Origin of the sequence: Pseudoalteromonas sp. T1lg21 (genome assembly GCF_002964625.1) — a bacterium.
GTDB classification, from domain to species: Bacteria; Pseudomonadota; Gammaproteobacteria; order Enterobacterales; family Alteromonadaceae; genus Pseudoalteromonas; species Pseudoalteromonas gelatinilytica.
On the sequence record NZ_PQBX01000061.1, the window covers coordinates 415,594 to 436,722 of the forward strand.

Genomic DNA, 21,129 nt, shown 5'->3' on the forward strand with positions numbered 1-21,129 from the left:
TTTGCTGCAGGATACGCTGCAAAGATATAAAATAAAAATTATTAAATTTTAGAAACAGCATAAATTTTATTTATATAGTTTGCCATTAATGAATTTAAATCAATTAATCATTCTAGATGCTATTGTGCAAAGCTCTAGTTTGAGCCAAGCCGCACTTAAATTGCATAAGACTCAACCCGCGCTCACGTTAGCAATCAAAAAGCTAGAATCAGAGCTAGGGTTTGAGCTACTAGACCGCAGTCAATATCGGTTACACTTAACAGAAAAAGGCCGTATTTTTTATCGTGAGGCCCGCTTATTACTTAATGCAAACAGTGAGTTAAGCTCACTTGCTAAAGAACTGGCACTAGGGAATGAAGCCAATTATAAAATTTGCTATGAACAACTTTGCCATCAAAACAGTTATAACCAAGTGATCAGCAAAACCTTTAAACGTTTCGCCAGTACAGAGTTTAGTATTTCCTCAGGGAAGCGCTTTGTATCTCTTGAGCAGGTTAATAGTCATCAGGCTGATTTAGGAATTGGCCCTTGGTTTGATTTGTTTCATGCAACAGGGGATCTCGAAAGTTTACCGATTGGTAAATTTGATATCGGTATTGTCAGTGCACCTGATGTGGTGCCTAGTGAAATCAGCTTTTCAGATATTCAAAATTACCCGTGTTTGGCCATGTTTGAAAGCGACTTGAGTTTTGACAGTGATAGGCTTTCGTATACGCTAGGCTCTGCATTAATGAAAATTGACGATATAACCAGTGTTAAGTCGTTTTTACTTTCTGGTGCGGGCTGGGCAATGATCAGTTTGCAACATTGCCAAGCCGAAATCGACGCTGGTTTATTGCAGCAAATTAAAATTGTCGATCGTGAACACCAGTTTGGCGCAGAAATTCGAGTTTTTAGACAGCACTCGGTTCATCATGGCCCTGTTGCAAGAGCTATTTGGCAAGATTTTAGCGAGGTCAGTAAACACTATTTGGAGTCGAGTCGTGCAGCAGGCAACTAAAGAAGATTTAATTTATACCATTATTTGTGCCATTCCTGAGGGGAAAGTTGCCAGTTATGGGCAAGTAGCAAAGCTTGCAGGATACCCTAATAACTCAAGGTTAGTGGGCAGGTTATTAAAAGTAATGCCCGAAGGCTCAAACATTCCTTGGCATCGGGTAGTTAATAGCCAGGGTAAAATATCGTTTCCTGAAGGCAGCAATAAGCATCTGGAGCAACGACAAAAACTACTCAGTGAAGGTGTTACCTTTAATAAGGCTAAAATTAATATGCGCCTGCACCAGTGGGACTAATAAACATACAAGCTAATTGATAGATAATGACAAACACAGCCAACTAACACGAATACGTGCCAAATTGCATGGCTGTAATGGCGGGTTTTAGCGCTGTAAAACACTGTGCCTAAACTGTACGCAATCCCGCCAGCTAGCAGCCACCATAAAGCGCTTAAATCAAGGTTCAAATAAAGTGGATAAACAAGTGCTAATGCAAACCAGCCCATTAATAAATAGGTAGCGAGAGAGACTTTTTTATTCGTGTTTTTGACCAGTAATTTATATGCAACACCACCAAGCGCTAAAGACCAAATAAACACTAAAGCAGCAATTGCCCAAGCCCCAGATAACGAAATAACCAAATAAGGCGTGTAGGTTCCGGCAATAAGCAAGTAAATCGCACAGTGGTCACATTTTTTATAAATGGCTCGTATACGCTCTCTGGTACTAGCGTGATATAAGGTCGAGGCTAAAAATAATACCAGTAGGCTTGAGCCATACACGATAGCACTCACCGTAGCTGACAAAACTTTAGATTGTGAAATTAAGTCCCACAGCACATATACCGCAAACAGGACTCCCATACCGTGAGTGAGCACGTTAAGTTGTTCTTCTTGGCGTGAATAAGGGAGTTGTTGTGTCATATCTATCTACTAAAAATGAGTGAATAAAACAGTTTCAGTGTACAAGTGTGCGCTGAAGTTAGCAATGCTTATTTTTTCACTAAATGTTGGTCAAAATATTTAAATTCGTTGGTTTTATTAACCAAACCTGAATGCGGTTGAAAATTTAATTTATTTTTAAATCGTTAAAAATCAATAAATTAAAAAATATTTTCAGGGTGGCACAACCTTTGATTAAGTAATTACGACTAATTACTTAAAGAGACAAGGAATACCACTATGAATAACTCACTTAAATTAACTACTGCTGCGTTACTTGTATTAGGGTCAACTCAAGCAAGCGCTACTGACTTTGAATTAGATATCAGCAACACAATTACACAATCTGTTAAAAGCTATGTTCAACAAGCAAGCATTGAGTTGAAAGAAAGCGTAATGAACAGCATTGAGTTTGATGCTCAAAAGTTACTAGATACTTACATGAGTGAAGATGCAATTGCTTCGAAAGAAGACGAAGTAAAAATTGCTCAAGCTCCTAAAGCAACAAACAAGCAGTAAGGAAACAAGACAATGAGTAGTGAAATCAGCTTATTTTTACTTATGGTTGCACCGGTTTTGAGTTTACTCAGTGCGTATGCATCAATCGAATTATTTCGTAACGTTGCGCAATGGTTCAACTTCTAGAGTACAAAGTAGATATTAAGATTTCATGAAATATTGATCGGCGGATTAAAAACGCACGTAATTAAAGGCATGTGGTTTTAGAATAGTAGACTTTATGAAGCGTGCGATTTTTCCTTTACCGGTTTTTATTTTACCTGAAGGGTTCACCAAGCTAAGAATTTTTGAGCAGCGTTACTTAACGATGGTCAAAGAAGCTGTACAAAATAATACAGGTTTTGTGCTGTGCACTTACCAACACGACACAGATCTTAACTTGCCAGAAATGGGTTGTTTAGTGCAAATAACCGACTTCAATCAAGATGATAGTGGCCAATTATTAATTGATGTTTATGCTGAACATGCAGTGTCTATGCATAACGCATATCAAGATAAGCAGCAACTACGCCATGCCGACATCGAACTAATTACGTCGCCTTCATGGTATGTAAACACACCAATCAATGACGAAAACACCTTACTAAGCGACACGCTTCGTGCTGTGTTTGCAAATCAGCCTGATTTAGCAGGTCTATATAAAACCCCACAATTTGACAACCTTGCTTGGGTTGTTGCCCGCTGGCTTGAAATTTTGCCTATTTCATTAGTTAAAAAACAACAACTTGCCTTTAAATCTAATTTTGAAAATTTGCTAAGTTTCCTCCATACTCTAATTAACAACGAATTTACTGATTAATGTGATCTCACATCAACTTTTTGGCGTATAAATTCTTACGACAATAATTGGATGACACAAAGATGGTAAGTCAACAACTTCAAACAGGTTGTAAACCTAACACAGGTCAATACTCTGCCATGCCAGATACACCAAGCAAAGAGCTTGCTGATGCCTTATTTGCTGTTGCTGCGCACCGTGATAAACGTGCGTTTGCAGTGCTGTTCCAATATTTTTCGCCAAAAATAAAACGTTTTGGGATCAAACAATTTGGTTCTGAAGCGCAAGCGATGGAATTAGTTCAAGAAACACTAACCTCAGTTTGGCGTAAAGCGCATCTTTATCACAAAGAAAAAGGTGCGGCGACAACATGGGTATACACAGTAATGCGTAATGCTTCTTTCGATATGCTAAGAAAAATGAAGAGCAGCAAAGAAGAGTGTATTAGTGAAGATATTTGGCCATTGATAGATGAAGCCGAGCCGGGCCAACACGAATTTAGTGACCATTTAGAAGATAAACAGATTAAGCAATACCTTGATAAATTACCCCTTGCGCAACGAGAAGTTGTGCGCGGCGTATATTTTCAAGATATGTCGCAAGAACAACTTGCTGAACATTTAAACATTCCCGTAGGCACAGTGAAATCTCGTCTTCGCTTAGCCTTGCAGAAGTTACGCAATGAAATGGGAGATCACCATGATTAAGCACCATCCTAGCAATGAATTACTTGCCAAGTTTAGCGAAGGTAATTTACCTGCCACTTTGAGTGTTGCAGTCGCTATTCATGTTGAAATGTGCCCTGTGTGTCAAAAAGAGCTCGCTGCGCTTGAAGCCAAAAATGCAGAGACTTTATTTGCAGAATCCGCTATTGATATGGATGACATGTTTGATTCTAGTATGTTTGATGCGATCACAGCTGATGAAACTATTGATGAAGTTTACGAGCAATCACAGGTGTCGGTAGATGTTAAAGACAAAACTTACACATTACCTAGAGCGCTTACCCGGATTGGTCATAGTAAGTTTATGCAAATAGGTAAACTTGCCCGCTCTCGCATTGATTTAGAAGATGGCGCGTTACGAGCAAGCCTGCTCCATATTGATGCGGGTGGTGAAATTCCTGAGCACACACATACGGGTTTTGAGCTAACGTTATTGTTAGATGGTGAGTTCAGTGATGAAGACGGACACTATGCACCGGGTGATTTTATGATGCTTGATGGTCGTCATAATCACACGCCAAAAACTGAACAAGGTTGTTTATGTTTTACCGTAGTTAGCAGTGCGCTGCACTTCAACAAAGGTATTAGCAAACTCCTGAATCCAATTGGTAATCTTATTTATTAGTAGGGTTTATATGCAGCAATCAACAATAAAAATTGGTTTAAGTGCTTGCTTAGCAGGCGATAAAGTACGCTTTGATACAGGCCATAAAAAATCAAATTTCTGTATGGATGAGCTTGGCAAGCATGTCGAATATAAAAAGTTTTGCCCTGAAGTAGCGGTAGGGCTACCAATCCCCAGACCAACTATTCGTCAAGTGCGTGTTGGCGATACCATTAAAGTGTGTCGTCCAGATGGCACTGGCGATGTTGGTCCAAAACTTACTGAATATGGTAAACGAGTTGCGACAGAACAAACTGCAGAGTTAAGCGGCTTTGTATTTTGCGCCAAAAGCCCTAGTTGCGGAATGGAACGCATTAAAATTTATAACGAAGCGGGTACTGGCAATACCTCAGAAGGTATCGGCTTTTTTGCAGAGCAAATAATGGTACATAACCCATTGTTACCATGCGAAGAAAACGGTCGTTTAAACGATATGCACTTACGTGAAAACTTTGTGATGCGTGTGTATACCTACAAACATTGGCAAACACTCAATGAGCAGCCATTAACAGTTCATAGATTGACCCAGTTTCATGCCCAATATAAGTACTTATTGATGGCGCATAACTACGAAGCTTACCGTAGTCTAGGAAACCTACTTGGCACTTTTGATGGCGAAGATATCCAAACTTTGGCTGATGAATACATTTTAGGGTTAATGACAGCCCTTAAAAAACCAGCTTCTCGTAAAAATAACGCCAACACCTTAATGCATTTGCAAGGCTATTTTAAAAAATCGCTTTCTAAGATTGAAAAGCAAGAACTGCGAGATGCCATTGATGAATACCGTCAAGGTTTAGTGCCACTTTACGTACCTCTTACGTTAATTAAGCATCATTTAAAAGTGCATCCAAATGAGTACCTTGCGAAGCAAGTGTACCTTGACCCTTATCCGAACGAATTAAAACTACGCTACGGAATTTAATGAACACATTATTTTGGTTTAGGCGCGATCTGCGCCTTTTTAATAACGATGCCTTGTATCAGGCAATCGAAAATGGCTGCCGAAATGCAGTGTTTTTTATTACTGAAAAGCAATGGCAAAAGCATGATGTAGCTGCTATTCAGCTAGATTTATTAAAGCGTAGGCTTCACTTTTTAGGTGAGCTTTTAGCCAGTAAAGGCATTCAATTACATATTATTGATGCAGCCGATTACGCTGGTTGTGTTGAAAAATTAGCGTCATTTTGCGAGCAACATCAAGTAAAAAAAGTCTACGCCAACAACGAATATGAGCTTAACGAAGTAAACCGAGATAAAGCCTTTTTACAGCACGCTGACAGCAATGGGATTGCTTTTTACGCATACGACGGTGATGTGATTGCGCCGCCGGGAAGCATTAAAAATCAAAGTGGTGAGATGTTCAAAGTATTTACGCCATTTAAAAATGCATGGCTAAAAGTTTATCAAGATACCCACTTTTATTTTGCTGAACCACCGCAGATGTTCGAGCCCATTGAGTGGCAGCCAAGTGAGTTATTAGCTTCAGATGGCTGCTCAGAAAAATGGCCCGTTGATGATGACACGCTCAGCCACGTTTGCGCGCGGTTTATTGAAGAAAAACTCGTAACATATCAAGACCAACGAGATATCCCAAGCATTAAAGGCACCTCGGGTTTAAGCCCTTACTTAGCCCTTGGTATTGTCAGCGTTCATCAATTATTGGCACTGATCCAGCAGCGTCACCCTGATGTACTACGCAGCAGTAAAAGTAACTTATTTTGTTGGGTTAATGAGTTGATTTGGCGTGAATTTTACCGCCATCTTATCGCGATTTATCCAAACCTAAATAAATACGATAACTTTAATGAGAAATACAACGCCGTGAAGTGGCGTGATGATGAAAGCGACTTTAAGGCATGGTGTGAAGGTAAAACAGGCTACCCATTAGTTGATGCTGCAATGAGGCAGCTTCTGCAAACTGGCTGGATGCATAACCGTTTACGCATGGTGGTCGCGAGCTTTTTAACTAAGCACTTATTAATTGATTGGCGTAAAGGCGAGCGCTTTTTTATGCAGCATCTTATAGACGGCGACCTTGCCTCTAACAACGGTGGCTGGCAATGGGCTGCAAGTACGGGGTGTGATGCTCAGCCGTATTTTCGAATTTTTAATCCTATCACCCAAAGCGAGCGATTTGATCCAGATGGTGAATTTATCCGTAAATATTTACCAGAGCTGGAAAAAATACCTGCTAAACAAATCCATTTTCCGCATGGTTATTTAGCGAAACAGGGTAAGTCGAGCAGTTATTGGCCAGCAATTGTTGATCATAAAGCCGCGCGAGAGCGAGCGCTAAACGCATTTAAGGTGTGACATGGACAAGGCGATCCTTGATAGGTTTATTGATGTTTATCAATCACTCAATAAAGACAATTTACAGTTATTGGATGAAATTTATCATCCTGATATTCAGTTTGCAGATCCCTTGCATGCGGTAAATGGTCTTGGGGAGCTGCGTGACTATTTTAAAAACCTTTATGCCAATGTGCTTTCTTGCGAATTCGCTATCGAAGACAGCTATGTGACTGAAAATATTCAGAGCAAAGATGACATCGCGTTTATTTATTGGACCATGCATTATCGCCATCCAAAGCTCAATAAAGGCCAAGCAATCTCGGTTGCGGGTCATAGCCGTTTAAAATTTGCTGGCGATAAGATAATCAATCATCGCGATTATTTTGACGTAGGCGCTATGCTTTACAGGCATATTCCAGTACTCGGCTCAGCTGTGAAATACATCGACAAAAGAGCGAGTGCATAATGACGACATTAATTACAGGTGCTACCTCAGGTATTGGCGAGTCATTAGCAAAGCTTTATGCAGACAATAATGAACAGGTCATTGCATGCGGTAGAAATACAGAAAAGCTTGCTAAATTGAGCCAGCATCAAAATATAGAGTCTTGCCAGTTTGACGCAACCGACCTTCAAGATATTCGTTCGAGCACAGTCGCCTATACACAATTTGACCGGGTTATTCTAAATGCTGGCAATTGTGAGTACATTGATGATGCTCGTAATTTTGATAGCAGTTTGTTCGAACGTGTGATCACCACTAATCTACTCAGTATGGGCTATTGCCTTGAGGCATTACTACCAAAAATAAAGCCCGGTGGTCAGCTGGTGATCGTAAGCTCTAGTGTGACTTATTTACCCTTACCGCGCAGCCAAGCTTATGGCGCGTCTAAAGCCGGTGTAAGTTATTTAGCTAATAGCTTAGCGGTTGATTTAAAAGATATCGATGTCACTTTAGTTCACCCAGGTTTTGTTAAAACGCCGCTTACAGACAAAAATGACTTTCCTATGCCTATGGCTGTGAGTGCAGAAAAAGCGGCAAATTATATTTATAAAGGGGTCGCGAAAAGGCGCAAAGAAGTGCACTTTCCGCACCGTTTTACCTTCATTTTAAAATTTTTAAGAATGCTTCCTACGCCACTTTGGCTGAAGCTTGCAAAAGGATTATCACGTTGAAAAAAGTGGCTGTTATTGGATCTGGCATAGCGGGTTTAAGCTGTGCGCACCTATTGCATAAGCACTACGATGTAACCGTATTTGAGAAAAACGACTACATAGGTGGCCATACTGCAACCATAGACGTAAAAGTTGATGGCGTTGAGTACGCTGTTGATACAGGCTTTATTGTCTTTAACGACCGAACTTACCCATATTTTGAAAAACTACTTAAGCGCTTGGGCGTTGAGCGTCAGAAAACTCAAATGAGCTTTAGTGTGCATAACGAACAAACCGGCTTTGAATATAACGGCCATACTTTTTGGAGTTTGTTCGCACAAAAGCGCAATATCTTTCGCCCTAAATTCTGGAAACTTTTAAAAGACATTGTTCGCTTTAATGATGTATGTAAATCATTGCATGCTGAACAAAATTACAAGGAAAATCAAACCCTAGGTGAGTTTTTAGACGAGCATGATTTTAACGAGTTCTTCCGTTTTCATTATATCTTGCCGATGGGCGCTGCTATTTGGTCAACAAGCATTAAAGAAATGGCGCAAGTTGGCGTAGAGTTTTTTGTTAAGTTTTTTTATAACCACGGTTTGTTGGATATCACTAATCGCCCGCAGTGGTATGTTATTCCGGGTGGCTCTCGCGAATACATTAAACCTATGATCCAAGGTTTTGCTGATAAAATTCGTTTAAATAGTAATATCAGCTCGGTATCTCGAAAAGATGATAGTGTGCATGTCCATTTCGATGATGGCCATAGTGAAACATTCGACAAAGTTGTGTTTGCTTGCCACTCAGATCAAGCTTTAAAGCTGTTATTAGACCCTAGCGAAGACGAAAAAAGTGTTCTATCAGCGATACCTTATACGGCTAATTCAGTGGTACTACACACTGATACTACACTGCTACCAAAACGCAAAGCAGCATGGGCGAGCTGGAATTATCTGTTAAATAACAACACAGACAAAGCTGCTGTTGTGACTTATCAGATGAATATTTTGCAAGGCATTAAGGGCGACACGCAATTTTGTGTCACGCTTAATCACCTTGAAGGCATTAAAAAAGACAAAATTCTGCGTGAGTTTACTTATCATCATCCGGTATTTAATAAACAGTCGATTGCCGCTCAGCAGCAAAAGTCTCTTATTGACGGTAAAAATAATAGCTATTTTTGCGGTGCGTACTGGTACAACGGCTTCCACGAAGACGGTGTAAGAAGTGCTGTAAATGTGGCAAAGCAACTCGGAGTCGAGTTTGAATAGCGCCATATATGTAGGTGATGTTCGCCACAGGCGCTTTGCCGTCAAAGAGCATCACTTTAAATACCCGCTTTATATGATGTGGGTTGATTTAGCTAAGCCTGATGAACTTAATGGTGTTCACCCTTGGCTTGGCTTAAGTGGCTTTAAGGCGCTTAAATTTAATCAGAGCGACTATTTTAATTATCAAACCGATATGCAACTGCCACTCAAACAGCGTGCACTTAATAAAATTAAAGAGCTTGGCATTGACGATGAATTTACCCATGTTTTTATGCTCGGACAGGTGCGCTGTTTAGGAATTTATTTTAGCCCGGTTAATTTTTTCTTCTTTCAAACTAGTCATGGCGAGTTCACTCACATGCTTGCTGAAGTCAGCAACACGCCTTGGAATGAACGTCATTATTATGTCGTACCCCTTGAAAAAAAAGTGAACTTTAAAAAGGTTTTCTCCGTATCACCTTTCATGAACTTAGATATGAACTATCATTGGCATATTAGAATGAATTCTGATAACACCATGATTCATATTGAAAATAAAAAAGACGACACTCTTTTGTTTGATGCAACCCTGCGTTTGCAAAAGCACCCTCTCACGAAAGAGCAGGTTAGTGCCGTGCTTAAACAGTTTCCGGCTATGACGTTAAGTATTTTTAAAGGTATTTACCTTCATGCTTTGAAGTTGTTTTGCAAACGTGTGCCATTTATTGGCCACTCGGGTAAACAAGAGAATTCAACTAGGTGATGTGATGGAAAAAGTATCAAATTTAACACAAGCCCAAACGACCGGCTGGATGACAAAGCTATATAAAAAACTGGTGATTGGTGCATTCAACAGTATCAACATCGGTTGCATTACTCTTAAAGAGGGTAACCAAACAGAGCAATTTGGTGACATTAGCAGTGATTTACATGCAACGGTTACGGTAATGATCCTGCTATGTATAAGTCATTTGCGTTATCTGGCAGTGTGGGTGCCGGAGAGGCTTATATTCTCGGCTATTGGGATTGTGACAACCTCACTAAACTTATTGAAATATTTGCCCTTAATCAAGATCAGCTAGATGCATTCGAGAAAAAATTCGCTTTCTTAAGTGGCATTGCGCACCGAGTTAATCACATTAAAAATAAAAACTCAGCAAGCGGTTCAAAAAAGAACATTGCGGCGCACTATGATTTAGGCAACGATTTATACAGTGCATTTTTAAGTGACGAAATGTTGTATTCATGTGCTGTTTATCCGTCGAAACAAGCTAGCCTTGAACAAGCCCAAGAGCACAAACTAGCATTGATTTGTGAGCAGGTTGATTTACAACCCGGTGATTCGGTGATTGAGATTGGTACAGGGTGGGGCGCCTTTGCGATTTATGCCGCAACGCATTTTGACTGCCATGTAACGACGACCACCATTTCTGACGAGCAACATGCTTATGTGGAACAAAAGGTCAAGGAGCTTAATCTTGAGCATAAAATCACGTTATTAAAGCAGGATTATCGTCTTTTAGAAGGCAAGTACGATAAGCTTGTATCAATCGAAATGATTGAAGCTGTCGGTCATGAGTATTTGCCTGGCTTTTTTGCAAAATGTAAGTCTTTATTAAAAGACAGTGGTGCAATGCTTATTCAAGCAATCACCATAGCTGATCAGCGTTACAGCCACTACCTTAAAAATTCCGATTTCATCCAGCAGTACATCTTCCCGGGTGGTTGTTTGCCTTGTTTAGATGAAATGAATAAGCAAATAAAGCAGCAAACAGACATGGTTGTGCATAGTGTAAAAGATATTGGCGTTCACTATGCAAGAACATTGGCTGATTGGCGCGAGCGCTTTGTCGCTAGCTGGCCTGAAATAGATAAAGTCAAATTTGACCAGCGATTCTATCGTTTATGGTTATTTTATTTAGCTTACTGTGAAGGTGCGTTTAGAACCCGTGCTATCAGTACCGTTCATTTAGTTGCCCGTAAACCTCGTTTTGGCCATTCTGGCGATGATATCGCGCTCGATTATTAATTTCGCTTTGTTTCAAGGAGTCTGGTTTATGGCCTTACTCCTTGAACATAATTCTCTGATACCCGCTTTAGCTGTTGTCGCTTTGATGATTTACCTATCAAAGCAACGCCAGCAAGATAGTTGGCTACTCTTATGTGGCTTGCCTCTCGCACTGGGCTATGAATGGCTTGCCAGCAGCTTAAACTTACTTGCCTTTAAAGTTAGCCCCTTTCCCTTATGGCTTGCTGTACTTTGGGCTGCACTACTTTTAACCATTAATACTTCGATGCAATTCCTACAAAAGCTGCCTTGGTATATTGCTTGGGGTGTTTGCGCGTTATTTGCTCCTGCTAGTTACTGCGCTGGAATGCGCTTTGGAGTGCTTAATACTGAACTTGTTCTTTGGCAGTTTTGGTTTGTGTATGGCTTAGGTTGGGCAAGTATGTTTATGAGTATTATCGCTATTAATAAGCGATTTTTAGCGGCTAAATGATCAGGTTTAAGTGGTTTTTCGTAGTGTTTAATAATACAACTTTAAGGGTTATTTGATGAAACAATCACTTAATTTAAGTTTATTTGCTGCGTTATCGTTCTGTGCAGGTGTGTATGCAAATGGCTTTAAAACAGTGGGCCAGGCCAAGATGGAGTATCTGTTTTGGGATGTGTATAACGCCAAATTAGAGACCCCATCGGGCTCGTATCAGTTTGGCCAACACCCAAGCAAACTTACACTAACCTATTTGCGAGATTTCGATGCCAAAGACATCGTTAAGGCTACCAACGAGCAATGGCAACATTTAAAGCTTAATGACATGGTAGGCGCATTTGACGAACAATTATTAGCTCTTTGGCCTGATATCAAAAAAAACGATTCGCTGTCGTTTCAAACAAACGAGCAAGGAATTGGTACTTTTTACTTTAATGACAAAGAGCTAGGTCAGATCGATGATAATAAATTTGCTGACAACTTTTTAGCAATTTGGTTAAGCGCCGACACGTCTGAACCATCACTTCGTAAACAGCTTATTGGAGGGAAACATGATTAAGCTCAAAGCATTCTTTATTTTTGCTATGGTACTGTTAATTACCAGCTGCTCTGCACCAGATGTTGATTATTATCAGGGCACAGAGCCGAAGTTTGACTTTAAGCAGTTTTTTAGCGGTGAGCTCAAAGCCTACGGCGTTGTACAAGACCACAAAGGTGAATTAACCCGTAAGCTGGTAGTTGATATGCAAGCGTCTTGGAACGGCAATCAGGGAGTGATTGACGAGCAATTTGTTTATGATGACGGCGAAAAGCAAACGCGTACTTGGTATATCACCATTAATGATGATGGCAGTATCACAGGGACTGCATCTGATGTGATTGGCGAAGCAAAAGGTGACAGCAATGGCAGTGTGTTCCATTGGACATATTCTGTCGAGCTTCCGTACGATGATAGTACTTTAGTGGTAAATTTCGATGATTGGATGTACTTGGTAACACAATCACGCTTGATAAACCGTACCGCTATTGATAAGTTTGGCTTTGAGGTCGGGGAAGTTACCTTGGTTATCGAGAAAATTGAATGATGGTTTGGCTATCATAAATTTTTGTGATGGTAGTTAAATTAAGTCTTTATTAATACTGATGTCACTAACCTTGTGATTGATAGTTAAATAGTAGTCATTTTTGAATAAATTACGTAAAAATAGCAATTTGCTGTTGCTAACTTCTCAAAAATGCATAAAGATAGGTTTTGCGAAGGCAAAATAATAACGAATAGGAATCTAACAATGAATAAAGCTCAATTAGTTGAAAAAATTGCTACTGATGCAGAAATCTCAAAAGCGGCAGCAACTCGTGCACTAGATGCATTCACTGGCGCAGTTACTAACTCTCTTAAAGAAGGTAACTCAGTAGCATTAGTTGGTTTCGGTACTTTCTCAGTAAAAGAGCGTGCAGCGCGTACTGGCCGTAACCCACAAACTGGTGCAGAAATCCAAATCGCAGCAGCAACTATCCCAAGCTTTAAAGCGGGTAAAGGTCTTAAAGACCAAGTTAATCCTTAATAGGGTAACTTACTAATTATTGAAAAAAGGGCTTATAGCCCTTTTTTTGTATCTTGCGTTTTGTCGCGTTAGCGAAAAAGGCTTATGCCTTTAACGCTTTATCACCACGACCAATACCAACCGCACCTGAACGTACAACTTCAATAATGTCTGATTCGTGACGCAGGGTATCAAGGAAAGATTCAACCTTTTCTGTGCTCGCTACAAGTTGCAGTGTGTAACTGTGGCGACCCATATCTAAAATAGCACCTTGGAACACATCAGCAACACGCGTTACCGCTGCTCGAGTGGTTTCATCTTGGGCAAAAACTTTCACCAATAATAGCTCACGCTCGATATGCGCCATTTCGGTTAAGTCAATAATCTTAAGAACATCTACCAGTTTGTTAACTTGCTTAGTAATTTGCTCAACGATGCGATCATCACCCATAGTTGTAATGGTAATACGCGAAAGAGAATGATCGTCAGTCGTGCCAACAGTTAGGCTATCGATGTTGTAAGCGCGCTGTGAAAATAGGCCTACAATGCGCGATAACGAGCCAGGTTCGTTTTCTAATAAGATTGATAAAATACGGCGCATTATGCTTTTACTCCTTTACGTAACCACATATCATCCACTGCCCCTAGCTTGATTTGCATTGGGTAAACATGTTCTTTTTCATCTACACAGATGTCTAAAAATACCAGTCTGTCGTTAATAGACATGGCTTTTTCAATAGCAGTCTGAAGCTCATCAATATGATCAACACGAATACCTACGTGGCCATAGCTTTCTACTAGTTTTACGAAATCAGGAAGTGATTCCATGTAAGATGATGAGTGACGACCTGAATACATCATATCTTGCCATTGGCGTACCATGCCCAGTGAACGGTTATTCAACGACACAACTTTCACAGCCAAATTGTATTGTAAGCAAGTTGATAGCTCTTGAATGTTCATCTGAATTGAACCATCACCCGTTACACAGATAGACTCTTTATCAGGGAAGGCAAGCTTAACGCCCATTGCTGCAGGTAAACCAAAGCCCATGGTGCCTAAGCCACCAGAGTTGATCCATTGGCGCGGATGTTTAAACGGATAATACTGAGCAGCAAACATTTGATGCTGACCTACATCAGAGCTAATGTAAGCATCCCCATTGGTTGCTTTGTAAATGGCCTCGATAACCGCTTGTGGTTTGATTTTATCGCCATCCGTGCTGTAACTTAGGCATTTTTGTTCACGCCAGCTAATAATTTGACGCCACCAGTCTTCTTGTGCTGAGCGATCAATTGAAATAGGGCTCTTATCAATCGCCGTTTGTAACTGTTCAAGCACTGTTTGTAAGCAGCCAACAACCGGGATGTGCGCTTTAATTGTTTTAGAAATTGAAGTTGGGTCAACATCAACATGAACAATCGTGGCATTAGGGCAGAATTTTTTAACATTATTCGTTACCCGATCATCGAATCGAGCACCTAAAGCTAAAATAACATCAGCGTTTGCCATGGCTTTATTTGCCTCAAGGCTACCATGCATACCTAACATACCAATAAAGTTAGGGTGAGTACCGCTGATACCACCTAGACCCATTAAGGTGTTAGTGATAGGCGCGTTTAATGATTCAACCAAGTGAGTTAGTTGCTCAGAGGTATTTGATAGAATAATGCCGCCACCTGAGTAAATAACCAACTTTTTAGCTTCTAAAATAGCGTTCACTGCTTTACGAATTTGTTTTGAGTGACCTTTAGTATTCGGGTTATAAGTTCGAAGCTCAGTGGTTTTTGGAAATTCGAATGGGAACTTTAGCTCAGGATTAAGCATATCTTTTGGTAATTCAACCACAACCGGACCAGGGCGGCCTGTGCTGGCTAAGTAGAAAGCTTTTGCTAAGATGGCAGGGATCTCTTTTGCACTTCGACAGTTATAGCTGTGTTTTACGATAGGGCGAGAACAACCAACAATATCAGTCTCTTGGAATGCATCATCACCAATTAAACCAGTAGGAACTTGGCCAGATAACACCACCATTGGAATAGAATCCATATAAGCAGTCGCGATACCAGTAATACAGTTTGTAGCCCCAGGGCCTGAAGTTGCAAGCACCACACCGACGTCACCAGTAGCACGAGCATAACCATCAGCCATATGAGTTGCGGCTTGTTCGTGACGTACTAGGATATGTTCAATATCTTCTTGTTGAAATAACGCGTCGTATAAATCAAGAACTGACCCACCTGGGTAGCCAAAAATATATTTAACATTCAATTCTTTAAGTGCCCGAACAACTAGTTCGGATCCATTGTATTCAGTTGTACTCATCCTCATTCCTCTGTGTGTGCAAGCATAAATGCATAAAAAAACCCCCGCATATGGCGGGGGTTTTTTAAAAAGCGTGCTTTCACCTTTTAATAGCCTCCCGCTGGGCTTGTAACTAAGACCAGTACGAGAACGTTGACGACTAAAAGGTGACGGCGAATATTCATTATTTTTTAATTTTCTTCTAAAAAATGCACAGCCGACTAGATAGCTGCTGTTTAAAAAATGTTAGGAGTATTTTTAAGCGTTTTGGAAACTGATGTCAACCGCAAATGTGGCTTTTTGCATTAATTTTTCTTTATTTCGATTTTTTGATATTTTTGTTGCATCTACATGCTTAATTGTCATTGTTTTTAGGTGGAACTATGCGTTGAATTGTTCGTGTGGCAAATTGCTAACTATACCAATAGATAATGCATTTACATTACTGCCTTGCATAACTTAGCTACTATCAGAATCGGTTTTTTTTATAATTAGACACTCACTTTATTTTTAATAAGAATCAGATAAAGGAGATATTTAGACACCCACTTTAATACCTCGGTACAATAAGGTTTGGCTTTTTTAAAAAGACAGCCAACTTAAATTTAACCAGACACCCATCTTATTTTTAATATGATGCAGCTTAATATAGATGTGAATTATTGCGAACAAGTTGAATTGCTAGGAAAGTAGTGATTTTTCATTGTCATCAATTAAATTTCAGCCTTATGTGCTGAAATATTCTTGAGTTTTGCAGATTGGATATCTCTAGTTGCATAAGTCATTTTGCCTCTCGAATGAAAAGGATTGGATCTGTAAGATTGATTTCTAGTGTCGAATGCTCAATTAAGCAAATAAGGCTAAGCTATTTGCTATAGAGCTTCTTCGTTTTCGTTTCATGTGATTTGTATAAGCAGTTATAGCTTGCTCTTTACCCGCTGTATTTTTAAATGAACGTGTAAAAGAGGTGGTGAGTGTAAGCCAGTTATCAGTACAAATATTTAGTCTTTCAAGAATTGGTAACGCATCTTCTGGGATTTTACCTGGCTTATCTTCTCGTATTGAGCGGCCCGTCCAATCAACAAGTTTTAGATATGTTTTGAGCTCAAATGGTAGCCCTCTAGGCATGTGTTTGCGTGGTTTACCTGCAAAGCGCATTAGTGATTTTGGTTGTTTATTATTTTGTGCTGCATTAATTCTAGATTTAATACTGGTGTAGTCAGATTCTTCTGGTAAATCAGCCGCTTTTGCTCTTACGGGGTTTAAGTCAACATAGGCAAGGCAAGCAGCTAGTGCTGCTTCATCAAGCAAAGCTTGTGATTTAAAGCGACCTTCCCAAAACCGTCCTTTGCATTCATCTTCTAGATTCGCTTTTCGTGCAATGCTTTCATTAAGCACACGCATAAACCAACTAATACTGCTGAGTCGTTCTCGATATAAATCAACTCTGGCATTAACTACAGCGAGTTCGGCTTGTGTTAGCAATTCGCCATTTAAGAATCGTTCACATAAGAATGTACTTTTAAATAACTTGTGCCACCTAATCAGAATCGCTTTATTATTCAAGCGCTTTGCTTTTGCTATATCGATGTGAAGGACCAAATGCGTGTGGTTACTCATAACGGCGTAGGCGCAAATATCAATACAAAATATCCTGTCAAGTTGAAGAAGTTTGTTTTCAACCCAATCGCGCCGGTGTTCATATGAACGGCCAGTTAGTGGATCTAGTCCGCACAAATAAGCGCGACGAACACAGCGTGAAATACAGTGATAGTAAGGGGTGTTTGAAACGCTAATTAAGTTTCTACGAGGGGTTGCCATGCTCTTCTCCTCCATGAGTTGAACAGTATAAGTTTAGTCATAGTTTTGAGAAGTGAGAAATATTAAGTTGGATGTCTATTTAGTTTTGTGGAAGAGCAAAGGGTAAAGTGGGTGTCTAGTTATGTTTTAGATCTTGTTAGAAAAAAGTGGATTAAAAGTGGATGTCCAAATAAGAATCCAATAATGTAGGGCAACAAAAAAGCCAGTCGGAGACTGGCTTTTGATAAAGAGGTGTTTAAGGGTTATTTGCTTCTAATAAGCCTTAAACAAGAGTTCTCTTATAGACGCTCAATTACAGCTTGAGTGAAGTCTGTAGTACCGTGGCTGCCGCCAAGGTCGCGAGTTGTACGGTCGCCTGTTTTGATAACATCAGCAACAGCGCTGCGGATACGCTCTGCAGTGTCAGCCATACCTAGGTGCTCTAGCATTTGGATAGATGCTAAGATCACTGATGTTGGGTTTGCAAGGTTTTTACCAGCGATGTCTGGTGCGCTACCGTGTACAGCTTCGAAGATAGCTGCATCTTCACCAATGTTTGCGCCAGGAGCCATACCTAGACCACCAACAAGACCAGCACATAGATCAGATAAGATGTCACCGAATAAGTTTGTAGTAACGATTACATCAAACTCATCAGGAGTCATAACTAGTTTCATACATGTTGCATCAACAATCATTTCAGTTGATTCGATTTGTGGGTAACGCTCAGCGACTTCACGTGCAACTTTTAAGAATAAACCAGATGTTGATTTAAGGATGTTAGCTTTGTGTACAGCCGTTACTTTTTTACGACCTTCACGAACCGCTAGTTCGTATGCAAAAGTGACGATTTTTTCAGCACCTTCACGGGTGATTTTTGACATTGCTTCTGCTTCGTTACCATCTTCAGAAACAACTTGGCCAAGACCTGAGTACATACCTTGCGTGTTTTCACGAACTGTAATGATATCGATATCGTCGTAACGAGCTTGCGTACCTGCGAATGATTTAACAGGACGAACGTTTGCATAAAGGCCAAACTTTTTACGTAAAGTTACGTTGATTGATGTAAAACCTTCACCTACTGGTGTCGTTAATGGACCTTTTAAAGTGATCTTGTTACGCGCGATTGTGTCGATTGTTTCTTGCGGAAGTAACTCACCAGTTTTTTCTAGGGCAGCAAGGCCAGCATCAACGAATTCATAATCAAAATCGCAACCTGCAGCTTTAAGGATCTCAAGTGCTGAATCAATAATGCTAGGACCAATGCCGTCGCCTTTGATCACTGTGATGGTTTGTTTAGCCATTTACTTTTCCTATTTATGAGTAGATAAACACGTAAACTCGTCGCGAAATAGCATGCGATTTACTTGTTAGAAGGTTTACGTGGATGTGTTTGAAAATTTAAGCGGCTTTTATAGCAATTTATTCAGCTTTTTGCCAGTTTATCCTGTGAATACTGACTATAAACAGACTAAAGTTCATATTTATTTAACGTTTTCGCACTTTTTAACAACACATTCTAAAAATTGTCTGCAAATTCACAGTTTTTCAGATATGCATAAAAATCTGCTTTTGAGTGCCAACCAGCAGCCGATAAACTGTCGAAAATAATCTGTTCTTGCCAACTACTAAACAGCGCCTTAGGCTGAAAAACGTAATAGGTAAATAGCTTAATCGCGACCCAATGCTTTTCATTGATATCAAGCTGTTGTTTCTTTTGTTGCTCACTGCCAAGTAAATGCTGTGTCCAGCTATTATCACCAATCAGTTGATTTAAATACTCTGTCAAAGGAGCCTGATCTAGGTGGTTTACTCCAAATAAACAGGCAAGTGGTGGGCTTATTACCTGCTCTTCGGCCTGCTCAAATACGGTTTTGCGAGAAAGGCTCGTTGCTTGATGCTCACAAAGGTATAAAACATAAGCATATAAAGGTAAAGCAACCTGCTCAAATTGAACGGTCTCTGAGTGTTTAAATAGCGCCTGAATAATTCGCACCATATTTTCTAGGCGTTTAGAAATATGCTGAAAAAGCGGGTGCGATGTGGTTGCAACTAAACGCTGAAACAAGACTTTTTGGATAATTGCAGGGGCGTTATCGTATCCGACCATTGATAAACAATGGCGTAAATCTTTGGCTCTTTGCTGTTCTTTATTGTATGGCTTCACAGCAATTGTAAGTTGCGTAATCAATTCAGGGTAGGGGCTCAAAAGCTTATTTAAGCCACTGTAGCTGTATTCTTTTGATACTTTTAGCGCACTTATTAACGTTAAATAGTGCTGCCTGCGCTGCTGATTAAGTGGTTGTGACTCAGCAAAGTTAATGTTTTCACTAAACCATACTGTGTATAGCAAACGAGTGTCTTGGCAAGGTCTTTGTTTATCAAATATGGTTAGATTTGCTTTAAAGCGATGCCAGCGAATCTTTTCAGGGCGGCTGGCATCAACCAAAATATGGCGACCATGTTCATCAGTGGTTAAATAGATAAGCACTTGTTCCGCATACTTTACTTCACTGGCTGGAATATAAGGGCCAATATGCGCAATCAGTTCTTTTATTGCATTTTGAGCAAACTCGTTTGGTGTCCGCAAATAAATATCAGCTAAGGCTTTATGCACACTAATGTGACCACCTGATTCGCGATAAGTCGTATTCATGGCAATAATATTAGCCAAAGCAACTAGGGTTGTTGCGCCATCGTAAATCATAATTTTTGGCGCGCTTAATAGGGCTTGCTTATATTTATTTAAACGCGCTAATAAATGCTGAATCGAGAGTGTATGTGGGCCTGAGTCTTTTAGCAATTTTGCTGCTAACTGATGGCGACACTGCCAAAGCTTTTTATCTTGATGCGTCAGTGCCTGACCTGCGGCCAATTTATTACTTTGGGATTGCACGCAAAGATAGTTTGCTAAACAGCAGCTAATAATTTGTTCACTAATAGCTTGGTTGTAGTTAAGACTACGACACAATATACAAGCTATAACACATTGGTTTACGACTAAATTTGTGGTGTAGCCGTGGTTTGATACATACAGGCTTAGTTGCGCTTGCATCCCTTTTGGGCAAGCTTGGTATATTAGGTAATACCGCTCAGCAAGGTTACTTAATAAAGGGAAAATTTGTGACCATTTTTGCTTTTGATGATAAAGCTTAAGTAGCTGGTGCGTACTATCAAATAAGCGTGCCAATTCCCGTGGCGTCACGTTTTCCATCATAAGCGGTTAGGTTTCTTGTTGATAGCTTTCATAGGCACTTGGCCCCCATAATACCAGCTGACCATTTTTAAAAAGTAGGCCTGTGCATTCATCTATGGTGGTTATCCCATCAGATTTAACATGCTGAGTGCGGTAAAAAATAATCTGCCAAACATTGTCTTTGACTCGTTTAGCATAGGTTAGATCGGGGCTGCCTAAATAATCAAGCACCGCATTAAGGTTTTCAGGCTTATCAATCGTTAGTTTTGCGATGTAGCGTTTATTAAAAGCTTCACGGTCTTGCCAGATCATGGCTTGCGGATCATCTTTATAAAAAGTGATCACAAGGGTTGCTATCAGTGCATAAACACCTAACCCAAGTACCAGATATTGGAAAACCTTTTTAAACATGTGTAACTCTATAAAACTAACGCGAATTTTCAGTATACGCTCAGTTAG

Annotated in this window: 23 protein-coding genes and 1 pseudogene; 17 read left to right on the forward strand and 7 right to left on the reverse strand. The window is 40.0% G+C overall.

What is annotated here, in order from left to right:
• The first annotated feature begins 88 nt into the window (after positions 1-88).
• Entirely contained in the window at positions 89-1,000 is a 912-nt protein-coding gene (locus C2M25_RS18545) for a LysR family transcriptional regulator (protein WP_063707562.1), read from the forward strand.
• Positions 984-1,292, forward strand: a complete 309-nt coding sequence (locus C2M25_RS18550; RefSeq protein WP_063707554.1) for an MGMT family protein — start codon at positions 984-986, stop codon at positions 1,290-1,292. The genes C2M25_RS18545 and C2M25_RS18550 overlap by 17 nt, the downstream gene beginning before the upstream one ends.
• On the opposite strand, the gene trhA is transcribed toward C2M25_RS18550, so the two are convergent.
• Positions 1,289-1,918 carry a PAQR family membrane homeostasis protein TrhA gene (gene trhA / locus C2M25_RS18555; protein ID WP_105181829.1) on the reverse strand — a complete coding sequence of 210 codons (630 nt, stop codon included), beginning with the start codon at positions 1,916-1,918 and terminating at the stop codon, positions 1,289-1,291. The two genes, C2M25_RS18550 and trhA, sit on opposite strands and share 4 nt — an antisense overlap.
• A 258-nt stretch (positions 1,919-2,176) precedes the next feature.
• On the opposite strand from trhA, the gene C2M25_RS18560 reads away from it, so the two are divergent.
• The 15 genes and pseudogenes from C2M25_RS18560 to C2M25_RS18630 all read left to right on the forward strand — a co-directional run bounded on the left by C2M25_RS18560 (position 2,177) and on the right by C2M25_RS18630 (position 13,388).
• Positions 2,177-2,455: a hypothetical protein gene (locus C2M25_RS18560; protein WP_063707548.1), complete on the forward strand. Its 279-nt coding sequence runs from the start codon at positions 2,177-2,179 to the stop codon at positions 2,453-2,455.
• A 220-nt stretch (positions 2,456-2,675) separates the two neighbouring features.
• Entirely contained in the window at positions 2,676-3,254 is a 579-nt protein-coding gene (locus C2M25_RS18565) for an LON peptidase substrate-binding domain-containing protein (RefSeq protein WP_063707545.1), read from the forward strand.
• Positions 3,255-3,316: 62 nt separating this feature from the next.
• On the forward strand, positions 3,317-3,940 hold the full coding sequence (locus C2M25_RS18570) for a sigma-70 family RNA polymerase sigma factor (protein WP_063707542.1): 624 nt from the start codon (positions 3,317-3,319) through the stop codon (positions 3,938-3,940).
• A complete protein-coding gene (locus tag C2M25_RS18575) occupies positions 3,933-4,583 on the forward strand; it encodes a ChrR family anti-sigma-E factor (RefSeq protein WP_105181830.1) in 651 nt (216 codons plus the stop codon). The genes C2M25_RS18570 and C2M25_RS18575 overlap by 8 nt, the downstream gene beginning before the upstream one ends.
• Positions 4,584-4,593: 10 nt before the next feature.
• On the forward strand, positions 4,594-5,547 hold the full coding sequence (locus tag C2M25_RS18580) for a YbgA family protein (RefSeq protein ID WP_105181831.1): 954 nt from the start codon (positions 4,594-4,596) through the stop codon (positions 5,545-5,547).
• On the forward strand, positions 5,547-6,938 hold the full coding sequence (gene phrB / locus C2M25_RS18585) for a deoxyribodipyrimidine photo-lyase (RefSeq protein ID WP_105181832.1): 1,392 nt from the start codon (positions 5,547-5,549) through the stop codon (positions 6,936-6,938). The genes C2M25_RS18580 and phrB overlap by 1 nt, the downstream gene beginning before the upstream one ends.
• 1 nt (position 6,939) lies before the next feature.
• Positions 6,940-7,386: a nuclear transport factor 2 family protein gene (locus tag C2M25_RS18590; RefSeq protein ID WP_105181833.1), complete on the forward strand. Its 447-nt coding sequence runs from the start codon at positions 6,940-6,942 to the stop codon at positions 7,384-7,386.
• Positions 7,386-8,096: an SDR family NAD(P)-dependent oxidoreductase gene (locus C2M25_RS18595; RefSeq protein ID WP_054562359.1), complete on the forward strand. Its 711-nt coding sequence runs from the start codon at positions 7,386-7,388 to the stop codon at positions 8,094-8,096. The genes C2M25_RS18590 and C2M25_RS18595 overlap by 1 nt, the downstream gene beginning before the upstream one ends.
• Positions 8,093-9,349 (forward strand): NAD(P)/FAD-dependent oxidoreductase, encoded by a 1,257-nt coding sequence (locus tag C2M25_RS18600; protein WP_105181834.1) that lies wholly within the window; start codon positions 8,093-8,095, stop codon positions 9,347-9,349. Before C2M25_RS18595 ends, C2M25_RS18600 begins: the two co-directional genes overlap by 4 nt.
• A complete protein-coding gene (locus tag C2M25_RS18605; RefSeq protein ID WP_105181835.1) occupies positions 9,342-10,091 on the forward strand; it encodes a DUF1365 domain-containing protein in 750 nt (249 codons plus the stop codon). The genes C2M25_RS18600 and C2M25_RS18605 overlap by 8 nt, the downstream gene beginning before the upstream one ends.
• 4 nt (positions 10,092-10,095) lie before the next feature.
• Positions 10,096-11,357, forward strand: a pseudogene (locus tag C2M25_RS18610) (class I SAM-dependent methyltransferase).
• Positions 11,335-11,829, forward strand: a complete 495-nt coding sequence (locus tag C2M25_RS18615) for a DUF2878 family protein (RefSeq protein WP_105181836.1) — start codon at positions 11,335-11,337, stop codon at positions 11,827-11,829. Before C2M25_RS18610 ends, C2M25_RS18615 begins: the two are co-directional and overlap by 23 nt.
• 55 nt (positions 11,830-11,884) lie before the next feature.
• Positions 11,885-12,382, forward strand: coding sequence for a chalcone isomerase family protein (locus tag C2M25_RS18620; RefSeq protein WP_105181837.1), 498 nt, complete (start codon positions 11,885-11,887; stop codon positions 12,380-12,382).
• Positions 12,375-12,908, forward strand: coding sequence for a DUF3833 domain-containing protein (locus tag C2M25_RS18625; RefSeq protein ID WP_063707507.1), 534 nt, complete (start codon positions 12,375-12,377; stop codon positions 12,906-12,908). Before C2M25_RS18620 ends, C2M25_RS18625 begins: the two co-directional genes overlap by 8 nt.
• Positions 12,909-13,112: 204 nt before the next feature.
• Positions 13,113-13,388 carry an HU family DNA-binding protein gene (locus tag C2M25_RS18630; RefSeq protein WP_036972004.1) on the forward strand — a complete coding sequence of 92 codons (276 nt, stop codon included), beginning with the start codon at positions 13,113-13,115 and terminating at the stop codon, positions 13,386-13,388.
• Positions 13,389-13,470: 82 nt separating this feature from the next.
• On the opposite strand, the gene ilvN is transcribed toward C2M25_RS18630, so the two are convergent.
• From ilvN to C2M25_RS18660, 6 genes are all read right to left on the reverse strand, one after another.
• On the reverse strand, positions 13,471-13,968 hold the full coding sequence (ilvN, locus tag C2M25_RS18635) for an acetolactate synthase small subunit (RefSeq protein ID WP_063707505.1): 498 nt from the start codon (positions 13,966-13,968) through the stop codon (positions 13,471-13,473).
• On the reverse strand, positions 13,968-15,692 hold the full coding sequence (locus tag C2M25_RS18640) for an acetolactate synthase 3 large subunit (protein ID WP_105181838.1): 1,725 nt from the start codon (positions 15,690-15,692) through the stop codon (positions 13,968-13,970). Before C2M25_RS18640 ends, ilvN begins: the two co-directional genes overlap by 1 nt.
• 825 nt (positions 15,693-16,517) lie before the next feature.
• Positions 16,518-17,492 (reverse strand): transposase, encoded by a 975-nt coding sequence (locus C2M25_RS18645; protein WP_105181839.1) that lies wholly within the window; start codon positions 17,490-17,492, stop codon positions 16,518-16,520.
• Between the two features lie 278 nt (positions 17,493-17,770).
• A complete protein-coding gene (locus tag C2M25_RS18650) occupies positions 17,771-18,778 on the reverse strand; it encodes an isocitrate dehydrogenase (protein ID WP_063707498.1) in 1,008 nt (335 codons plus the stop codon).
• A 215-nt stretch (positions 18,779-18,993) separates the two neighbouring features.
• Positions 18,994-20,679 carry a hypothetical protein gene (locus tag C2M25_RS18655; RefSeq protein WP_158679748.1) on the reverse strand — a complete coding sequence of 562 codons (1,686 nt, stop codon included), beginning with the start codon at positions 20,677-20,679 and terminating at the stop codon, positions 18,994-18,996.
• Positions 20,680-20,697: 18 nt separating this feature from the next.
• Complete coding sequence (locus C2M25_RS18660) at positions 20,698-21,081, reverse strand: DUF3192 domain-containing protein (RefSeq protein WP_063707493.1); 384 nt, start codon at positions 21,079-21,081, stop codon at positions 20,698-20,700.
• Positions 21,082-21,129: the final 48 nt, after the last annotated feature.